This is a genomic window from Streptomyces diastatochromogenes (assembly GCF_002242805.1).
Classification (GTDB): Bacteria; Actinomycetota; Actinomycetes; order Streptomycetales; family Streptomycetaceae; genus Streptomyces; species Streptomyces diastatochromogenes.
This window is the reverse complement of sequence record NZ_MCGQ01000007.1, coordinates 332,993-349,286: the sequence shown is the minus strand read 5'-3', so window position 1 is coordinate 349,286 and position 16,294 is coordinate 332,993. Positions and strand designations below refer to the sequence as shown.

Below are 16,294 nucleotides of genomic sequence, written 5' to 3'. Positions count from 1 at the left end.
TCGCCTTGATGCCAGGTGAACGACGCGTGGCGAAGCTGTGAACCGGGCTGTTTTCCGGCCCGATCACGGCCTGATTCGCCATTCGGCGATGTGCTGTTAACCGTTTGTTGTATTCGGGTTGGGCGGAACCTCGGAATGCCTTCCTAGCGTCTTCGGCGTGCCAGCAAGTGCAACGAAGTCCCTGCGGGTCGCCGTCCTCGCGGATTCCGACACCCGATGGAAGTGGGGCGCGCTCACCGCGCAGCGCGTCACCCCCACGGGCGCCGAGATCCGGCTCGACGGCTACCTCCTGCGCGGACGAGCCACCCCCACCCCCCGCCAGCTCGAAGAGGTCGGCGTCCACGCGGACTCCCTCCGCGAGGTGACCGGCGTCGAGTTCCTGCGCGCGATGAGCGAGCAGTCGTACGACGTCCTCGTCATCGCCCTCGTCGGCGGCGGTGTGCAGGCGATGCTGCACGGGCTGCGCAACGCCTGGGGCTCCGGGAAGCGTCCCGTCGTCGTCACCGGCTATGTCGGCGTCGTCTACGAGAAGCTCGCCGACGGGCTGCTGCTGCGGCACGGCGCGGACCTCGTCCTCGCCAACTCCCGCCACGACGCGGACCGTTTCCGCGCCGTGTACGAGGGGGTGGGCGCCGACGCCTCCGCGGTGACCGAGGTCGCGCTGCCGTTCCTCGGCGGAGAGCCGTACACCGGTGAACACGAGCCCTACACGGTCGTGTTCGCGGCCCAGCCCTCCGTCCCGGACAGCCGCAAGGACCGTACGTACCTGCTGAACCGGCTGATCGGGCACGCCCGGAAGCACCCCGAGCGGGAGGTGCTGCTGAAGCTGCGCTCCAAGCCCGGTGAGCACACCACCCACATCGAGGAGCTGCCGTACCAGAAGCTGGTCCAGGGCACGGACCTGCCCGCCAACTTCCGCCTGGTGTACGGCCACATGGGCGAGGTGCTCGACCGCACCGACCTGCTGGTCACGGTCAGCTCCACGGCCGCTCTCGAAGCCCTGCACCGCCGCATCCCGACGGTCGTCCTGACCGACCTGGGCGTGCGCGAGGTGCTCGGCAACCACCACTTCACCGGCTCCGGGTGCCTCGCCTCCTGGGACCAGCTGGACGCCGGACACCGCCCGGCACCGAACGAGGAGTGGGTCGCCCGGCAGGGCGTCGCGGCCGACGGCTCCTACGCCACCGCCTTCGACACGGCCCGCGAGCGCATCGCCAAGCTGCTGGACCGCCCAGGGGGGCTGCCGCCCCTCACCCCCTACTACACACCCGAGACCGCGCCCGGCTACCTGCCCGGCATCCTCGCCCGCCACCACCTCGGCCCCGACGGCGCCCCGCTGCCCGGCGCGCCCGCCGCCGACAAGGAGCCGGGACCCGTCCGCCAGATCGTGCGCCGAGCCGCGCGCGGCGCCTACCGCCACGGCGTGCAGCGTGTGGCCCCCGTGATCCGACGGATGGGGGAGCTGTGACCCTTCAAGGAGTAAATCCCGTGTCCGACAAAGCAGTTGTGGTGCGCCGTGTGCTGGCGGTGATCCCCGCGCGGGGTGGCTCCAAGGGAGTGCCCGCCAAGAACCTCGCCCCCATCGGCGGGGTCCCGCTGGTCGCCCGGGCGGTCCGTGAGTGCCTGGCCACCCGGCTCGTCACGGACGTGGTGGTCTCCACCGACGACCAGGCCATCGCGGCAGCGGCGCGTACGGCGGGCGCCGAGGTCGTGCTGCGCCCGGCCGCCATCGCCGGCGACACCGCCACCTCCGAGGCGGCCGTGCTGCACGCGATGGACGCCCACGAGGCCCTGCACGGAGCCCCCGTCGACGTCGTCCTGCTCGTGCAGTGCACCAGCCCCTTCCTGGTCCGCGAGGACGTCGACGGCGTCGCCGGCGCGGTGGCCGAGCAGGGCGCGGACACCGCCGTCACCGTCGCCCCCTTCCACGGCTTCGTCTGGCGCCACTCCGACGAGGCGGGCGAGGGCGGCTTCGGCGTCAACCACGACAAGTCCTTCCGCCCGCGCCGCCAGGACCGCCCCCAGGACTTCCTGGAGACCGGCGCCGCCTACGCGATGGACGCGGCCGGCTTCCGCAAGCACCAGCACCGCTTCTTCGGCCGTACGGAACTCGTCCGCACCGACCCCGCGCGCGTGCTGGAGATCGACGACCCGCACGACCTGGCCCGCGCCCGCGCGCTGGCCCCCCTCTTCGACGCGGACCGCCCCGGTTCGCTCCCCACCTACGACGACATCGACGCCGTAGTCCTCGACTTCGACGGCACCCAGACCGACGACCGGGTGCTGATCGACTCCGACGGACGGGAGTTCGTCTCCGTACACCGCGGAGACGGGCTCGGCATCGCCGCCCTGCGCAAGAGCGGGCTGCGGATGCTGATCCTGTCCTCGGAACAGAACCCGGTGGTCGCCGCCCGCGCCCGGAAGCTGAAGCTCCCCGTGCTGCACGGCATCGACCGCAAGGACCTCGCACTGAAGCAGTGGTGCGAGGAGCAGGGCATCGCGCCGGAGCGCGTGCTCTACGTCGGCAACGACGTCAACGACCTCCCGTGCTTCGCCCTCGTGGGCTGGCCCGTGGCGGTCGCGAGCGCCCACGACGTCGTACGCGGCGCCGCACGCGCGATCACCACCGTACCCGGCGGTGACGGCGCGATCCGAGAGATCGCCAGCTGGATCCTCGGCCCCTCTCTCGATTCCCTCCCCAAGTAAGGACATCCCCTGTCATGAGCACCAACTCCCGTATCCGCTCCTTCGGTACGCGTGAGGCCGGCCCGGGCCGCCCCGTCTACATCTGCGGCGAGATCGGCATCAACCACAACGGTGAGCTGGAGAACGCGTTCAAGCTGATCGACGCGGCCGCCGAGGCCGGCTGTGACGCCGTGAAGTTCCAGAAGCGCACGCCCGAGATCTGCACCCCGCGCGACCAGTGGGACATCGAGCGCGACACCCCCTGGGGCCGGATGACCTACATCGACTACCGCCACCGCGTCGAGTTCGGCGAGGACGAGTACCGCCAGATCGACGAGTACTGCAAGGAGAAGGGGATCGACTGGTTCGCCTCCCCGTGGGACACCGAGGCCGTCGCCTTCCTGGAGAAGTTCGACGTCCCGGCCCACAAGGTGGCCTCCGCCTCCCTCACGGACGACGAGCTGCTCCGCGCCCTGCGCGCGACCGGCCGCACGATCATCCTGTCCTCCGGCATGTCGACCCCGAAGCAGATCCGCCACGCGGTCGAGGTCCTGGGCTCGGACAACATCCTGCTCTGCCACGCGACTTCGACCTACCCGGCGAAGGCCGAGGAGCTGAACCTCCGCGTGATCAACACCCTGCAGGAGGAGTACCCGAACGTCCCGATCGGCTACTCCGGCCACGAGACCGGCCTGCAGACCACGCTGGCCGCCGTCGCCCTCGGCGCCACCTTCGTCGAGCGTCACATCACCCTCGACCGCGCCATGTGGGGCTCGGACCAGGCCGCCTCCGTGGAGCCGCAGGGCCTCACGCGCCTCGTCCGCGACATCCGCACCATCGAGGCCTCCCTCGGTGACGGCGTCAAGAAGGTCTACGACTCCGAGCTGGGCCCGATGAAGAAGCTGCGCCGCGTCGCCGGCGTCGTCGCCGAGGCGGAGATCGCGGCGGCGGCGGGCGAGCCGGTCGCGGTCTGAGCGCCCCGACCCCTTACACGCCTCACCTGCCTTACGTGCCCTACGACGGGACGGTCGTACGACGATGAGCCCCCGCGCCGGCCAGGCCGGCCACCCCGCCCACACGCTCGCCTTCGTGGAGAGCCCGGTACAGCTGCTGAACGTACTGGAGTGGGCTCACCTCCACGGCCTGCGCGGCGCCCCCGAGCCGGCCCGGCTGTCCGTGCCCGCGCAGGCACGGCGGTCGCCGGCCAGTGCCGTACCGCCGGCCGACGCGGAGCTCACCGTCGTCGTACTGTCCCCGACCGACCCCATGACCCGGGGCCAGCTGCGCCGCATGGCGGACCTGGCCCGGGACGAGGGGTATCGGGTGCGCTGGGAGGAGGCGCGGGGCGGTACGACCGCGCCGTTCCACACGATCGGCGGCCTGGCGGGTGCGTTGCGCCGGGCCGACCGCATCGTCATGGGAGATCCGTTCTCCCGCTACGTGCAGTTGCTGTTGACGATCACCCGGGCCCGTGACCTGGTCGTGGTCGACGACGGCACGGCGACGATGGAGTTCGTCGCCCAGCTCGCCCGGGGCGAGCGCCTGGTCCGCTGGCACCGCAAGGGCGGCCGCCCGGGGGCCAGGGACCTGCTCTTCGCCCCCGTCTCCTCCTCGGCCCGCCGGCGGCTCACGCCCAGCGACCGGCGGCGCGTCGAGGTCTTCTCCTCCATGCCGGTGACGGAGACCCCCGAGGGCGTCACGGTCACCGCCAACGACTTCGCCTGGACCCGCGACCGCTTCGGCCCGCCGCGTATCACCAAGGGCGCCGACATGGTCGGCACCTCGTTGGTGGAGACCGGCGTGGTGGACGGCGACCGCTACCTGGAGGCCGTCCGCTCCCTCGCCAGGGCCCACGGCGCCACCCGCTACTTCGCACACCGCCGCGAGCACACGGAGAAGCTGCACCGGCTGGCCACGTCGACGGGGCTGGAGATAGTCCGCCCGGACCTGCCGCTGGAGCTGATCGCCCGCCGGGGCCCCATCGGCCGGACCATCCTCAGCTTCCCGTCCACGGTCGTCCACACCCTGCCACTGGCCCTGGCCGGCACGGGCGTACGGGTGGCCGTCTGCGACATCGACCCCAGCTGGCTGACGGAGAACGCCTCGCCTCGGGCGCAGGGGTTCCTGTCGGGCGTGACGGGGACGGCGAAGGATGTGCACCGGCTGGCGGCGGTGGGGTTGGCCTAGCTGTCCTGGCCCCGCCGCGATGTACGTCGTGGTCGCCGAGGTACAGGGCGAGCATGTCCAGGGTGATCTGCTGCCCGCGGTGCTCCGTGAGGTCGTGGCCGAGGCGCCGGGCGGCGTCGACCCCCATCGTCGCCCTCGTGTGACCAGAGAGGCCGACGGGGCGTCGCGTTAAGATCCCTGCGCCGCAGACGAGTTGCATGACACGGGGGATCGATGAACGGCTCAGGCATGCCTCAAGGGGCCTTTCAGGCGCTGGATGTGGATGATCCGCCGGTGATCGGCGGATATCGGCTCGCCGCTCGGCTCGGGGCCGGTGGGATGGGCAAGGTGTATCTGTCCCATACGCCGGGTGGGCGGCCTGTCGCGATCAAGGTGATTCGGCCCGAGTTCGCCGAAGACCCCGAATTCCGGCGGCGGTTCGCGCAGGAGGTGCGTGCGGCCGAGCGGGTTCAGGGGCTGTACACCGCCCCCGTGATCGACAGTGACACCGATGGCCCGCAGCCCTGGCTGGCCACCGCCTACGTCTCCGGGCCCACGCTCGCCGTGGCGGTCGCCGAGCACGGGCCGCTGCCCGTCTCCACCGTCCTGCTGCTCACCGCCGGCGTGGCCGAGGCCCTCCAGATCGTGCACGGCGCCGGCATCGTGCACCGCGACCTGAAGCCGTCCAACGTGCTGCTGGCCGCCGACGGCCCCCGCGTGATCGACTTCGGCATCGCCCGCGCCGCCGACACCACCGCGCTGACCGGCAGCGGGGTCACGGTCGGCACGCCCGCCTTCATGTCGCCGGAACAGGCGGCGGGGCGGGCCGTGGGTCCGCAGTCCGACGTCTTCGCCCTCGGCCAGGTCGCCGCCTTCGCCGCCCTGGGCAGGTCCGCCCACGGGGACGGGCCGTCCCACGCGGTGCTCTACCGGATCGTGCACGAGGAGGCGGACCTCACCGGACTGCCCGCCGAGCTGACCGAACTCGTACGCCGGTGCCTCGCCAAGGACCCCGACGCCCGCCCCTCGCTCGCCGAGGTCCTCGCCCTGTGCAGCGCCGCTTCCGGCACCCCGCAGCTACGCCGGCCCGAGGACTGGCTGCCGGGCGCGGTGACCACCGTCATCGCCGGCCGTTACGACGCTCCTCTGCCCGCTCCTCTGCCCGCGCCCGTGCCACCCCAGCAGCCTCCGGCAGGGCCCGGCGGGACATTCGTACCCGCCGCGCCGCAGCACCCCCCGACGGCTGCGCCCGGGGCACCCGGCCCGTACCAGCCGACGGCCGTGTCCCCGTCGGTTCCGGTGTCCCCGCAGCCGCCCATGGCCCATCAGCAGCCTCCGGCGGCCTCCTCGCACCCCCACTACGCGCCGACCCAGGCCGCCCACCCCGTTCAGCCCCCGCAACCTCCTCAGCCGGTGAGCCATCCCGCCCGGCGGCCGAAGACCGGCGTCATCCTCGGCTGTGTCGCGGGAGCCCTCGTGCTCATAGCCGCAGCCGTCGGCTACCTCGGCAACCTCGGCGGCAGTTCCAGTTCCGGCAACAGTGGCGACGCGAAGAGGGCCGGCACCTCCGGGGCGCAGGCCACGGGAGGTGCGAAGAGCGGGGGGAAGAAGACGGGCTCGCCGTCCGGCGCGGCCTCGGGCAGCGCGCCCGAGGCCACCGTCTACAAGAACATCAACCTGGCCGACGGCTACGCCCTGAAGTTCGCGGACAGACCGCTGGTGCCGCGCCACGACGGCGGATATTACGACCTCGACCTGCTGTGCGGCAGCGGCACCTGCTCGGTCAGCACCGTCGGCAACGAACTAGCCCTGCTCGACCAGGGCGCCAAGGGCTCGCTGGACGCCTGCAGGCACGAGACCCGGTACATCCGCCAGGGGGACGGCATCTCCGTGAGCCGTCTGTCCGAGGGCAGGCAGTTCTGCGTGACCACACCGGACGGCGTCATCGCCCTCGGGACCTTCCAGGGCCAGTCGCCCAGCACCAGCGCCAGCGACTACGTCACCCTGGACGTCACGGTCTGGCGCGACGCAGTGCCGGCGACGGACGGCTAGGGCTTTCGGGCCAGCAGGAACGCCCGCCCGCGGGTCTCCTCCCCGTCCGGCTCCCGGAGCACCGTCGCCACCACCTCCAGGCCCGCCCCCGTGAGCAGCGCCGTGACCTGCTCCGGGGTGCGCCAGTAGTAGTCCAGGTCGATCTGATGGCCGAAGCGTTCCGCCAGATGGAGGTGGCCGGGTTCCGGGCCGGACTGGAAGGCGAGCAGAACCGGGGCGCCGGGGGACAGGGTGCGGCGGAATTCCGAGAACGCCGTCGGCAGGTGGTCGTCGGGGACGTGGATGGTGGAGTAGAGGGCGAGGATGCCGCCCAGGGTCGCGTCGGGCAGGTCGAGGGACGTCATCGAGCCCACGTGGAAGCGGAGTTGGGGGTGCGCCTCGCGGGCCAGGGTCACCATGGCGGGGGAGACATCCACCCCGAACGCGGGGACGCCCAGGTCGTGCAGGCGGGCGGTGACGTAGCCGGGGCCGCTGCCGAGGTCGGCCACGGGGGCCGGGCCGTTCGCCGTGACCAGCTCGGCGAAGGCGGTGACCAGCTGGCGGTCCAGAGGGTGGGGCAGGCCGTCCGGGAAGCGGGACGCGTAGTCCTTGGCGATCGCGTCGTAGGAGGAGCGGGTGTTCCGCAGGAAGGGTGCCGTCGAGTCGCTCACGGGGGCGGAGCCTACCGGCCGGGTGAGGGTCCGTTCCGTGGACTTGCAGAGCGGGACCAGGGCGCGGCGTGGTATCCGTGGAAGGAGGAAACAGAGGTTTTACCCACCAGAGTCCGCCGCCATGCGTCCGCCGGTCTGATTTTCTTCACCTAACGGGCTGAACTTTTGTTGATCGAGGGTCAGTTGACCGGTTGGCCGTCCTACCCTTCAGAGGGTGAACCAATTGATGTCCCTAGAGTCCGAGACCGATCTCCCCGGGGATGTTCTCCCGGGCGCACTCAGCGAGTCCCTGCACGCCGAACTCGTAGAGTTCCGCCGCGACTTGCACATGCACCCGGAGCTGGGCAACCAGGAGTTCCGTACGACCGCCGCGATCAAGGAGCGGCTGGAGCGGGCCGGGCTGCGCCCCCGCGTCCTCGCCACCGGAACCGGGCTCATCTGTGACATCGGGCTCCCGGAGGGGCAGCGGCTCGCCGAGGGAGAGCGGCCCGCCGTCCCGCTGCTCGCCCTGCGGGCCGACATCGACGCCCTGCCCATCCCGGACACCAAGACCGACTGCCCGTACCGGTCCACGGTGCCCGACCGCGCCCACGCCTGCGGCCACGACGTGCACACATCCGTCGTGCTCGGCGCCGGGCTCGTCCTCGCCGACCTGCACGCGAAGGGGCTGCTGCCGCGCCCGGTGCGGCTGCTGTTCCAGCCCGCCGAGGAGGTCATGCCCGGCGGCGCCCTCGGCGCCATCGCGGACGGGGTGCTCGACGGGGTCGGCCGGATCCTCGCCGTGCACTGCGACCCCAAGGTCGACGTCGGCCGGATCGGGCTGCGGCACGGCGCCATCACCAGCGCCTGCGACCGGCTGGAGGTCGCCCTGGACGGGCCCGGCGGGCACACCGCCCGGCCTCACCTGACCACCGACCTGGTCACCGCCGCCGCCCGCGTCGCCGTCGACGTGCCCGCGCTGATCGCCCGCCGCGTCGACACCCGCAGCGGCCTCGCCCTGACCTGGGGCCGGATCGAGTCGGGCCACGCCCCGAACGTCATCCCGCAGCACGCCGAGCTGTCCGGCACCGTCCGCTGCCTGGACCTGGACGCCTGGCGCGACGCACCCGACGTCGTGCACGCGGCCATCGACGAGGTCGCCACCCTGCACCGCGCCAAGTCGGAGATCACCTACGTGCGGGGCGTGCCGCCGGTCGTCAACGACCGGGACTCCACCGAGCTGCTGCGCAGGGCCATGGTCGCCCGGCGCGGCCTGCGGTCCGTCGAGAGCACCGAGCAGAGCCTCGGCGGCGAGGACTTCTCCTGGTACCTGGAGCAGGTGCCCGGCGCCCTGGCCCGTCTCGGCGTCCGCACCCCGGGCGACCGCGTCTCCCGTGACCTGCACCAGGGCGACTTCGACGCCGACGAGCGTGCCATCACGGTCGGCGTGGAGATGTTCACGGCCGCCGTGCTGCTCGAGGGCCTGTAGGCCACCCGGAGGGGGGAGGGGCACCCGATCGGTGCCTCTTCGTCCCCTTGTGTCACCCCGGCGTAACCGGCGGCGCCCGCCTGTAACCCGGAGTCGGCACGAATCGATAACGGCCGGGAGAAACCCCGTTCCCCTCCCCTTCTACGCGCGTTACTGTGCGCCGAATCGCCACCACTGGCGGCACATTGGGGACAGCGGCCCGTGACGGCGCCGTGGGGATGAAGGAGTGCTTGCTGTGCGTCTGCTCTCTCGGAAGTTCTCCCGGAGAACGAGGTTCTCCCAAGCTGCGGTGACCGTCGCGGTCGTCGCCCTCGCGGCTGCCGGATGCGGCAAGTCCAGCACCGAGTCCACCGACACGACCTCCAAGGACGGCAAGTACTCCGCCAAGGGCATCGGCCTCGCCTACGACATCGGCGGCAAGGGCGACCAGTCCTTCAACGACGCCGCCTACGCCGGCTTCAAGAAGGCCCAGGACGAGTTCAAGATCGGCGGCCGGGACATCGAGCCGCAGGCCAACGAGTCCGACGCGGACAAGGTGCAGCGCCTGGAGACCCTGGCCAAGGCGGGCTACAACCCGGTCATCGGCGTCGGCTTCGCCTACGCGCCGGCCGTGAAGCAGGTCGCCACGAAGTTCCCGAAGGTCACCTTCGGCATCATCGACGACAACACCATCCAGTCGAAGAACGTCGCCGACATGGTCTTCCACGAGGAGCAGTCCTCGTACCTGGCGGGCGTGGCCGCGGCCAAGGCCACCAAGAAGAACCACATCGGCTTCATCGGTGGCGTGGACATCCCGCTGATCCACAAGTTCGAGGCCGGCTTCGACCAGGGCGCCAAGTCCGTCAACCCGAAGATCAAGATCGAGTCGCAGTACCTGACCCAGACGGCTCAGGAGGGTGGCTTCTCCAGCCCGGACAAGGGCGAGAACGCGGCCAACGGCCAGATCGACGCCGGCGCCGACGTCATCTACCACGCGGCCGGTCTCTCCGGGCAGGGCGTGATCAAGTCCGCCGCCGAGCACAAGGTGTGGGCCATCGGCGTGGACTCCGACCAGTACACGCAGAGCGCGCTCGCCAAGTACAAGGACTACATCCTCGGCTCGGCCCTGAAGAACGTCGGCGGCGCGGTCTACGACCTCGCCAAGTCGGTCTACGAGGGCAAGCCGCTGTCCGGCGACGTCCGCGGCGACCTGAAGTCCGGCGGCGTCGGCTTCGCCGACTCCAACCCGAAGTACAAGGCGCTGACCGACGTGGTCGCGGCCGTGGACAAGGCCAAGCAGGACATCATCGACGGCAAGATCACGGTCAACACCAAGTGATCTGACCGCCGCTCCGGCGCCCGCCCGAGCGCCGTCGTACCCGTACGCCCCTTGCCTCGCGCAAGGGGCGTACTGCTGTCCGTAACCTTGACAGTGACAGTGGCCACAGCTCGATAACGGACCGGACATTGGGGGTTTTCCGTCTGGTCTACGCGCGTTACGCTGCGGCGGAACCAGCGCCTGGTTTGGGCGCTTGCACAAAGGAGTCACGTTCCATGCGCCGGGTGTCCCGTATCACGATTGCAGGCGTTGCGACCGCAGCGCTCGCCGTCACCGTCTCTGCCTGTGGCAGCTCTTCGACCTCCTCCTCTTCCTCCACCGAGGGCAAGTCCAAGGGCATCGGCCTGGCGTACGACGTCGGCGGCAAGGGTGACCAGTCCTTCAACGACGCCGCCTACGCGGGCTTCGAGAAGGCGCAGAAGGACTTCGGCGTCGGCGGCCGTGACGTCGAGCCGACGGACAACGAGTCGGACGCGGACAAGACCCAGCGCCTGATCACCCTGGCCAAGGCGGGCTACAACCCGGTCATCGGTGTCGGCTTCGCCTACGCGGGTGCCGTCAAGGAGGCCGCGCAGAAGTTCCCGAAGGTCACCTTCGGCATCATCGACGACAACCAGACCCAGGCGAACAACGTCGCCGACATGGTCTTCCACGAGGAGCAGTCCTCGTACCTCGCCGGTGTCGCGGCCGCCAAGGCGACCAAGAAGAACCACATCGGCTTCATCGGTGGCGTGGACGTCCCGCTGATCCACAAGTTCGAGGCGGGTTACGAGCAGGGCGCCAAGTCCGTCAACCCGAAGATCAAGATCGAGTCGCAGTACCTGACCCAGACGGCTCAGGAGGGTGGCTTCTCCAGCCCCGACAAGGGCGAGAACGCGGCCAACGGCCAGATCGACGCGGGCGCCGACGTGGTCTACGCGGCCGCCGGTCTCTCCGGCCAGGGCGTGATCAAGTCCGCCGCCGAGCACAAGGTGTGGGCCATCGGCGTCGACTCCGACCAGTACAAGCAGCAGGCGCTGGCCAAGTACAAGGCCTACATCCTGACCTCGGCGCTGAAGAACGTCGAGGGCGCGGTCTACGACCTCTCCAAGTCCGTCATCAAGGACAAGAAGCCGCTCACCGGTGAGATCCGCGGCTCGCTGGACAACGGTGGCGTCGGCCTGTCCGACTCCAACCCGACCTTCCAGAAGAACGCCGACATGCAGGCCGCGATCAAGAAGGCCGAGCAGGGCATCAAGGACGGCAGCATCAAGGTGAAGACCTCCTGACGATCTAGGTCAGAAGCCTTGGCCAACAGAACGCTGTAATGGCAGCGTTACGGCCACGGAACGGGGTGCGGAGAGGATGACCTGCCCGCACCCCGTTCGCGCGGCAGAATGCTCGGAGCGGATCGGGTTCTTGATCGGACAATTTTCGATCAAGGTCGATCAGGTCCGGGCACTATTTAAAGCAGGGGCGCTACGCGCGTAGAGCGACCCCTTTCCCGAGGAGAGTGCGCCATCGACGCGTCCAGCAGCCCTCCGCTCACCGCTCAGTCGACAGTCGCGGTAGAGCTCGCGGGCATCACCAAGCGATTCCCGGGTGTCGTGGCCAACCACGACATCCACCTGACGGTCCGCAAGGGCACCGTCCACGCGCTCGTCGGCGAGAACGGCGCCGGCAAGTCGACGCTGATGAAGATCCTCTACGGCATGCAGAAGCCGGACGAGGGCACCATCCAGATCGACGGCGAGCAGGTGAGCTTCTCCAGCCCCGCCGACGCCATCGCCCGCGGCATCGGCATGGTCCACCAGCACTTCATGCTGGCCGACAACCTGACCGTGCTGGAGAACGTGGTGCTCGGCAGCGAGAAGCTGCACGGCATCGGCGGTGGCGCCCGCAAGAGGATCAAGGAGATCTCCGACCGCTACGGGCTGGGCATCCGCCCGGACGTGCTGGTCGAGGACCTCGGTGTGGCCGACCGTCAGCGCGTGGAGATCCTCAAGGTCCTCTTCCGCGGCGCCCGCACCCTGATCCTCGACGAGCCGACCGCGGTGCTCGTCCCGCAGGAGGTCGACGCACTCTTCGACAACCTGCGCGAGCTGAAGTCCGAGGGCCTGTCGGTCATCTTCATCTCCCACAAGCTGGGCGAGGTGCTCTCCGTCGCCGACGACATCACCGTCATCCGGCGCGGTACGACGGTCGGGACCGCGATCCCCTCCCAGACCACCCCGCGCCAGCTGGCCGAGCTGATGGTCGGCAGCGAGCTGCCCACCCCGGAGACCGCCGAGTCCACCGTGACCGACCGGTCCGTGGTGGAGGTCAGGAACCTCACCGTCTACGCCCGCGGCGCCGTCTCCATGGGCACGGAGGAGGAGCCCTCCGCCGAGGGCCTCACCGAGTTCGCGCCCGCCGGCGCGGTCAAGAAGGTCCTCGACGACGTCTCCTTCACCATCCACGCCGGCGAGGTCATGGGCATCGCCGGTGTCGAGGGCAACGGCCAGACCGAGCTGATCGACGCTCTGATCGGCACCAAGCACGCCGACTCCGGCTCGATCGCCTTCCTGGGCGAGGACATCACCCCCTGGCCCACCCGCAAGCGCCGTGAGTCCGGCGTCGGCTACATCCCCGAGGACCGCCACCGCCAGGGCCTGCTGCTGGAGTCCCCGCTCTGGGAGAACCGCATCCTCGGCCACGTCACCGAGAAGCCCAACGCCAAGGGCTTCTGGCTCAACCCCAAGGGCGCCCAGGCCGACACCCGCCGGATCGTCGAGGAGTACGACGTCCGCACCCCCGGCATCGACGTCACCGCGGCCTCCCTGTCCGGCGGCAACCAGCAGAAGCTGATCGTCGGCCGCGAGATGAGCCACGACCCCAAGTTCCTGATCGCCGCCCACCCGACCCGTGGTGTGGACGTCGGCGCCCAGGCGCAGATCTGGGACCGCATCCGCGAGGCCCGCCGCGAGGGCCTGGCCGTGCTGCTGATCTCCGCCGACCTGGACGAGCTGATCGGCCTGTCCGACACCCTGCGCGTCATCTACGACGGCAGGCTGGTCGCCGACGCCGACCCGGCCAGCATCACGCCGGAGGAGCTGGGCTCCGCCATGACGGGTGCCGCGTCCGGTCACCTGGAGCACGAAGAGACCGCCCCCGAGGGCGACGACAACGCCGGTCCGGAGGACGAGGCCCGATGAAGAAGTTCGACAAGGAGCGGGTGCTCGTCGCGGTGGCCGGCCCGGTCATCGCGCTCGTCCTGGCGATCGTGCTGACCTCCGTGGTCCTGCTCGCCTCGGGCAAGAACCCGATCGAGCCGTACACCCTGATGCTCCAGCAGCTGCCGTACTCGGACATCCAGGTGCTGATCATCAACCAGGCGTCGCTGTACTACATCGCCGCCATCGCGGTCGCCCTCGGCTTCCGTATGAACCTGTTCAACATCGGCGTCGACGGCCAGTACCGCCTCGCCGCGGTGATGACCGCCGTCGTCGGCGCGCACGTGGCCCTGCCCAGCGTGCTGCAGGTCCCGCTGCTGCTGATCGTCGCCATGGCCACCGGCGCCTTCTGGGCCGGTATCGCCGGTGTCCTCAAGGTCACCCGGGGCGTCAGCGAGGTCGTCGCGACGATCATGCTGAACTCGATCGCCACCGCCGTCATCGGCTACGTCACCCTCACCGACGTGTGGGGCGTGCAGGTCGGCGACAACGTGACGACCGGCGTCATGAAGAAGTCCGGCTGGTTCCCGGGCATCAACCTCGGCTCCGACGTCGGCGAGATCTACGGCCTGGTCTTCCTCGCCGTCCTCCTCGGCATCGGCTACTGGGTCGTCCTCAACCGCACCCGCTTCGGCTTCGACCTGCGCGCCACCGGCGCCTCGGAGACCGCCGCCGCGGCCTCCGGCGTCGACGCCAAGCGCATGGTGCTGACCGCGATGCTGATCTCCGGCGCCATCGCCGGCCTGTCCGGCCTGCCGCTGCTGCTCGGCGACACCCACACCTACAGCCTGAGCTTCCCGGCCGGCCTCGGCTTCACCGCCATCGGCATCGCCCTGCTCGGCCGCAACAACCCCGGCGGCATCGCGCTCGCCGCCCTGCTGTGGGCCTTCCTCGACAAGGCCTCGCCCGCTCTCGACTACGCGACCCCCGTGGCGTACGACAAGGAGATCGCCACGATCATGCAGGGCCTGATCGTCTTCGCGGTCGTCATCTCGTACGCGGCCGTACAGCAGTGGGCCCTGCGCCGCCAGCAGCGCCGGGTCGGCGCCGAGCTGGCCGCGGCCGCCGCCCAGAACACCAACAAGGAGGTGGCTGCCTGATGTCCACCGCGACCATCGCCAAGCCGCAGGCCAAGCAGCCCGGCAAGGGCGGCCGCCGTATGTCGCTCCCGGTACTCCTGCTGGTCATCGCGGGTGTACTGGTGCTGACCTCGATCGTCCGCATCATCACCGGCGCGGACGGCATCACCTCGGTCGGGCAGATGTCCACCGCGCTGCAGCTCGCGGTGCCGATCGGCCTCGCCGGCCTCGGCGGCCTGTGGGCCGAGCGCGCGGGCGTCGTCAACATCGGCCTCGAGGGCATGATGATCCTCGGCACCTGGTTCGGCGCCTGGGCCGGCTACCAGTGGGGCCCGTGGACCGGTGTCGTCTTCGGCATCATCGGCGGCGCGCTCGGCGCCGTCCTGCACGCCATCGCCACGGTCACGTTCAACGTCAACCACATCGTCTCCGGTGTGGCGCTGAACATCCTGGCCCTCGGCACCACCCGCTACCTGTCGAAGTTCACCTTCGCCAACGCCCCGCAGGGCTCCACCAAGCAGTCCCCGCCGATCGACTCCCTCGGCGAGTTCAGCATCCCGGGCCTGTCGGACTGGCTGAACACGCTCAACGAGAAGCACTGGTTCCTGGTCTCCGACATCGCCGGCCTGCTCGGCGGCCTGGTCACCGACCTGTCGCCGCTGACCGTCATCGCGGTCGCCATGATCCCGCTGACCTGGTGGGTGCTGTGGCGGACCTCCTTCGGTCTGCGTCTGCGCTCCTGCGGTGAGAACCCGGTGGCGGCCGAGTCCCTCGGCGTCAACGTGTACAAGTACAAGTACATCGCCGTGATCATCTCCGGCGGCTTCGCCGGCCTCGGCGGCGCGTTCCTGTCCATCGTCGCCTCGAACGTGTACCTCGACGGCCAGACGGCCGGCCGCGGCTACATCGGTCTCGCCGCGATGATCTTCGGTAACTGGATGCCGGGCGGCCTCGCCCTCGGCGCCGGCCTGTTCGGCTACACCGACAGCCTCAACCTGCGCGGCGGCACGGTGAACGTCCACGCGCTGATCCTGCTGCTGGCGATCCTGCTGGTGTTCGGCGCCGCCTACCAGGCGTGGCGGAAGAAGTACGTCCCCGCCGTCATCACGGCCGTCATCGCGGCCCTGATGTTCGTCTGGTACGCCTCCACCAACGAGGTCCCGCGCCAGCTGGTGACGGCGACCCCGTACATCGTCACGCTGCTCGTCCTCTCGCTGTCCGCGCAGAAGCTGCGCATGCCGAAGGCGGACGGCCTGCCGTACCGGAAGGGACAGGGCAAGTGACCAGCCCCGTCACCGAGTTCGACTGGGAGGCCCTGCGGGCCGAGGCGCGGGAGGCCATGTCCCACGCCTACGCCCCCTACTCGGGCTTCCCGGTCGGCGTGGCGGCGCTGGTCGACGACGGGCGCACGGTCACCGGCTGCAACGTCGAGAACGCCTCGTACGGCCTCGGCCTGTGCGCCGAGTGCGGTCTGGTCTCGCAGCTGCAGCGCACCGGGGGCGGCCGCCTCACGCACTTCACCTGCGTGGACGGCACCGGCGGGCTGCTCGTCCCGTGCGGCCGCTGCCGTCAGCTGCTCTACGAGTTCGGCGGCCCCGACCTGCTCCTGGACACCCCCGCGGGCATCCTCCCGCTCTCCGAGATGCTGCCCCAGGCCTTCGGCCCGGACCATCTCACCAAGTAAC

Annotated in this window: 13 protein-coding genes; 12 read left to right on the top strand and 1 reads right to left on the bottom strand. The window is 70.4% G+C overall.

Features of this window, described 5'->3' with window-relative positions:
* Nucleotides 1–157 precede the first annotated feature (157 nt).
* The 5 genes from BEK98_RS06125 (at nucleotide 158) to BEK98_RS06105 (ending at nucleotide 6,903) form a co-directional block, all read left to right on the top strand.
* Nucleotides 158–1,468: a DUF6716 putative glycosyltransferase gene (locus tag BEK98_RS06125; protein ID WP_094215353.1), complete on the top strand. Its 1,311-nt coding sequence runs from the start codon at nucleotides 158–160 to the stop codon at nucleotides 1,466–1,468.
* Between the two features lie 20 nt (nucleotides 1,469–1,488).
* On the top strand, nucleotides 1,489–2,706 hold the full coding sequence (locus BEK98_RS06120) for an N-acylneuraminate cytidylyltransferase (protein ID WP_094215352.1): 1,218 nt from the start codon (nucleotides 1,489–1,491) through the stop codon (nucleotides 2,704–2,706).
* Between the two features lie 14 nt (nucleotides 2,707–2,720).
* The gene (locus tag BEK98_RS06115) at nucleotides 2,721–3,659 is read left to right on the top strand and encodes an N-acetylneuraminate synthase family protein (RefSeq protein WP_094215351.1); all 939 of its coding nucleotides are present in this window, start codon (nucleotides 2,721–2,723) and stop codon (nucleotides 3,657–3,659) included.
* A gap of 64 nt (nucleotides 3,660–3,723) precedes the next feature.
* Nucleotides 3,724–4,872 (top strand): hypothetical protein, encoded by a 1,149-nt coding sequence (locus BEK98_RS06110; protein WP_094215350.1) that lies wholly within the window; start codon nucleotides 3,724–3,726, stop codon nucleotides 4,870–4,872.
* A 213-nt stretch (nucleotides 4,873–5,085) separates the two neighbouring features.
* Entirely contained in the window at nucleotides 5,086–6,903 is a 1,818-nt protein-coding gene (locus tag BEK98_RS06105; protein WP_094215349.1) for a serine/threonine-protein kinase, read from the top strand.
* Here BEK98_RS06105 and BEK98_RS06100 read toward each other — a convergent pair.
* Nucleotides 6,900–7,553 (bottom strand): class I SAM-dependent DNA methyltransferase, encoded by a 654-nt coding sequence (locus BEK98_RS06100; protein WP_094215348.1) that lies wholly within the window; start codon nucleotides 7,551–7,553, stop codon nucleotides 6,900–6,902. The genes BEK98_RS06105 and BEK98_RS06100 overlap by 4 nt on opposite strands.
* 226 nt (nucleotides 7,554–7,779) lie before the next feature.
* On the opposite strand from BEK98_RS06100, the gene BEK98_RS06095 reads away from it, so the two are divergent.
* From BEK98_RS06095 to BEK98_RS06065, 7 genes are all read left to right on the top strand, one after another.
* Nucleotides 7,780–9,021 carry a M20 family metallopeptidase gene (locus tag BEK98_RS06095; RefSeq protein ID WP_094215347.1) on the top strand — a complete coding sequence of 414 codons (1,242 nt, stop codon included), beginning with the start codon at nucleotides 7,780–7,782 and terminating at the stop codon, nucleotides 9,019–9,021.
* Nucleotides 9,022–9,310: 289 nt separating this feature from the next.
* Nucleotides 9,311–10,339 carry a BMP family lipoprotein gene (locus tag BEK98_RS06090; RefSeq protein ID WP_094215346.1) on the top strand — a complete coding sequence of 343 codons (1,029 nt, stop codon included), beginning with the start codon at nucleotides 9,311–9,313 and terminating at the stop codon, nucleotides 10,337–10,339.
* Between the two features lie 215 nt (nucleotides 10,340–10,554).
* A complete protein-coding gene (locus BEK98_RS06085; protein ID WP_094215345.1) occupies nucleotides 10,555–11,607 on the top strand; it encodes a BMP family lipoprotein in 1,053 nt (350 codons plus the stop codon).
* A 231-nt stretch (nucleotides 11,608–11,838) separates the two neighbouring features.
* Entirely contained in the window at nucleotides 11,839–13,512 is a 1,674-nt protein-coding gene (locus BEK98_RS06080; RefSeq protein ID WP_094215344.1) for an ABC transporter ATP-binding protein, read from the top strand.
* The gene (locus tag BEK98_RS06075; RefSeq protein WP_094215343.1) at nucleotides 13,509–14,630 is read left to right on the top strand and encodes an ABC transporter permease; all 1,122 of its coding nucleotides are present in this window, start codon (nucleotides 13,509–13,511) and stop codon (nucleotides 14,628–14,630) included. Before BEK98_RS06080 ends, BEK98_RS06075 begins: the two co-directional genes overlap by 4 nt.
* Nucleotides 14,630–15,892 carry an ABC transporter permease gene (locus tag BEK98_RS06070; protein ID WP_094215342.1) on the top strand — a complete coding sequence of 421 codons (1,263 nt, stop codon included), beginning with the start codon at nucleotides 14,630–14,632 and terminating at the stop codon, nucleotides 15,890–15,892. Before BEK98_RS06075 ends, BEK98_RS06070 begins: the two co-directional genes overlap by 1 nt.
* Nucleotides 15,889–16,293: a cytidine deaminase gene (locus tag BEK98_RS06065; RefSeq protein ID WP_094215341.1), complete on the top strand. Its 405-nt coding sequence runs from the start codon at nucleotides 15,889–15,891 to the stop codon at nucleotides 16,291–16,293. Before BEK98_RS06070 ends, BEK98_RS06065 begins: the two co-directional genes overlap by 4 nt.
* The last annotated feature ends 1 nt before the right edge of the window (nucleotide 16,294 follow it).

Coding starts and splice junctions, on each gene's coding strand:
- BEK98_RS06115 (WP_094215351.1), top strand. CDS start 2,721: ATGAGCACCAACTCCCGTATCCGCTCCTTCGGTACGCGTGAGGCCGGC.
- BEK98_RS06110 (WP_094215350.1), top strand. CDS start 3,724: ATGAGCCCCCGCGCCGGCCAGGCCGGCCACCCCGCCCACACGCTCGCC.
- BEK98_RS06105 (WP_094215349.1), top strand. CDS start 5,086: ATGAACGGCTCAGGCATGCCTCAAGGGGCCTTTCAGGCGCTGGATGTG.
- BEK98_RS06095 (WP_094215347.1), top strand. CDS start 7,780: ATGTCCCTAGAGTCCGAGACCGATCTCCCCGGGGATGTTCTCCCGGGC.
- BEK98_RS06085 (WP_094215345.1), top strand. CDS start 10,555: ATGCGCCGGGTGTCCCGTATCACGATTGCAGGCGTTGCGACCGCAGCG.
- BEK98_RS06075 (WP_094215343.1), top strand. CDS start 13,509: ATGAAGAAGTTCGACAAGGAGCGGGTGCTCGTCGCGGTGGCCGGCCCG.
- BEK98_RS06070 (WP_094215342.1), top strand. CDS start 14,630: ATGTCCACCGCGACCATCGCCAAGCCGCAGGCCAAGCAGCCCGGCAAG.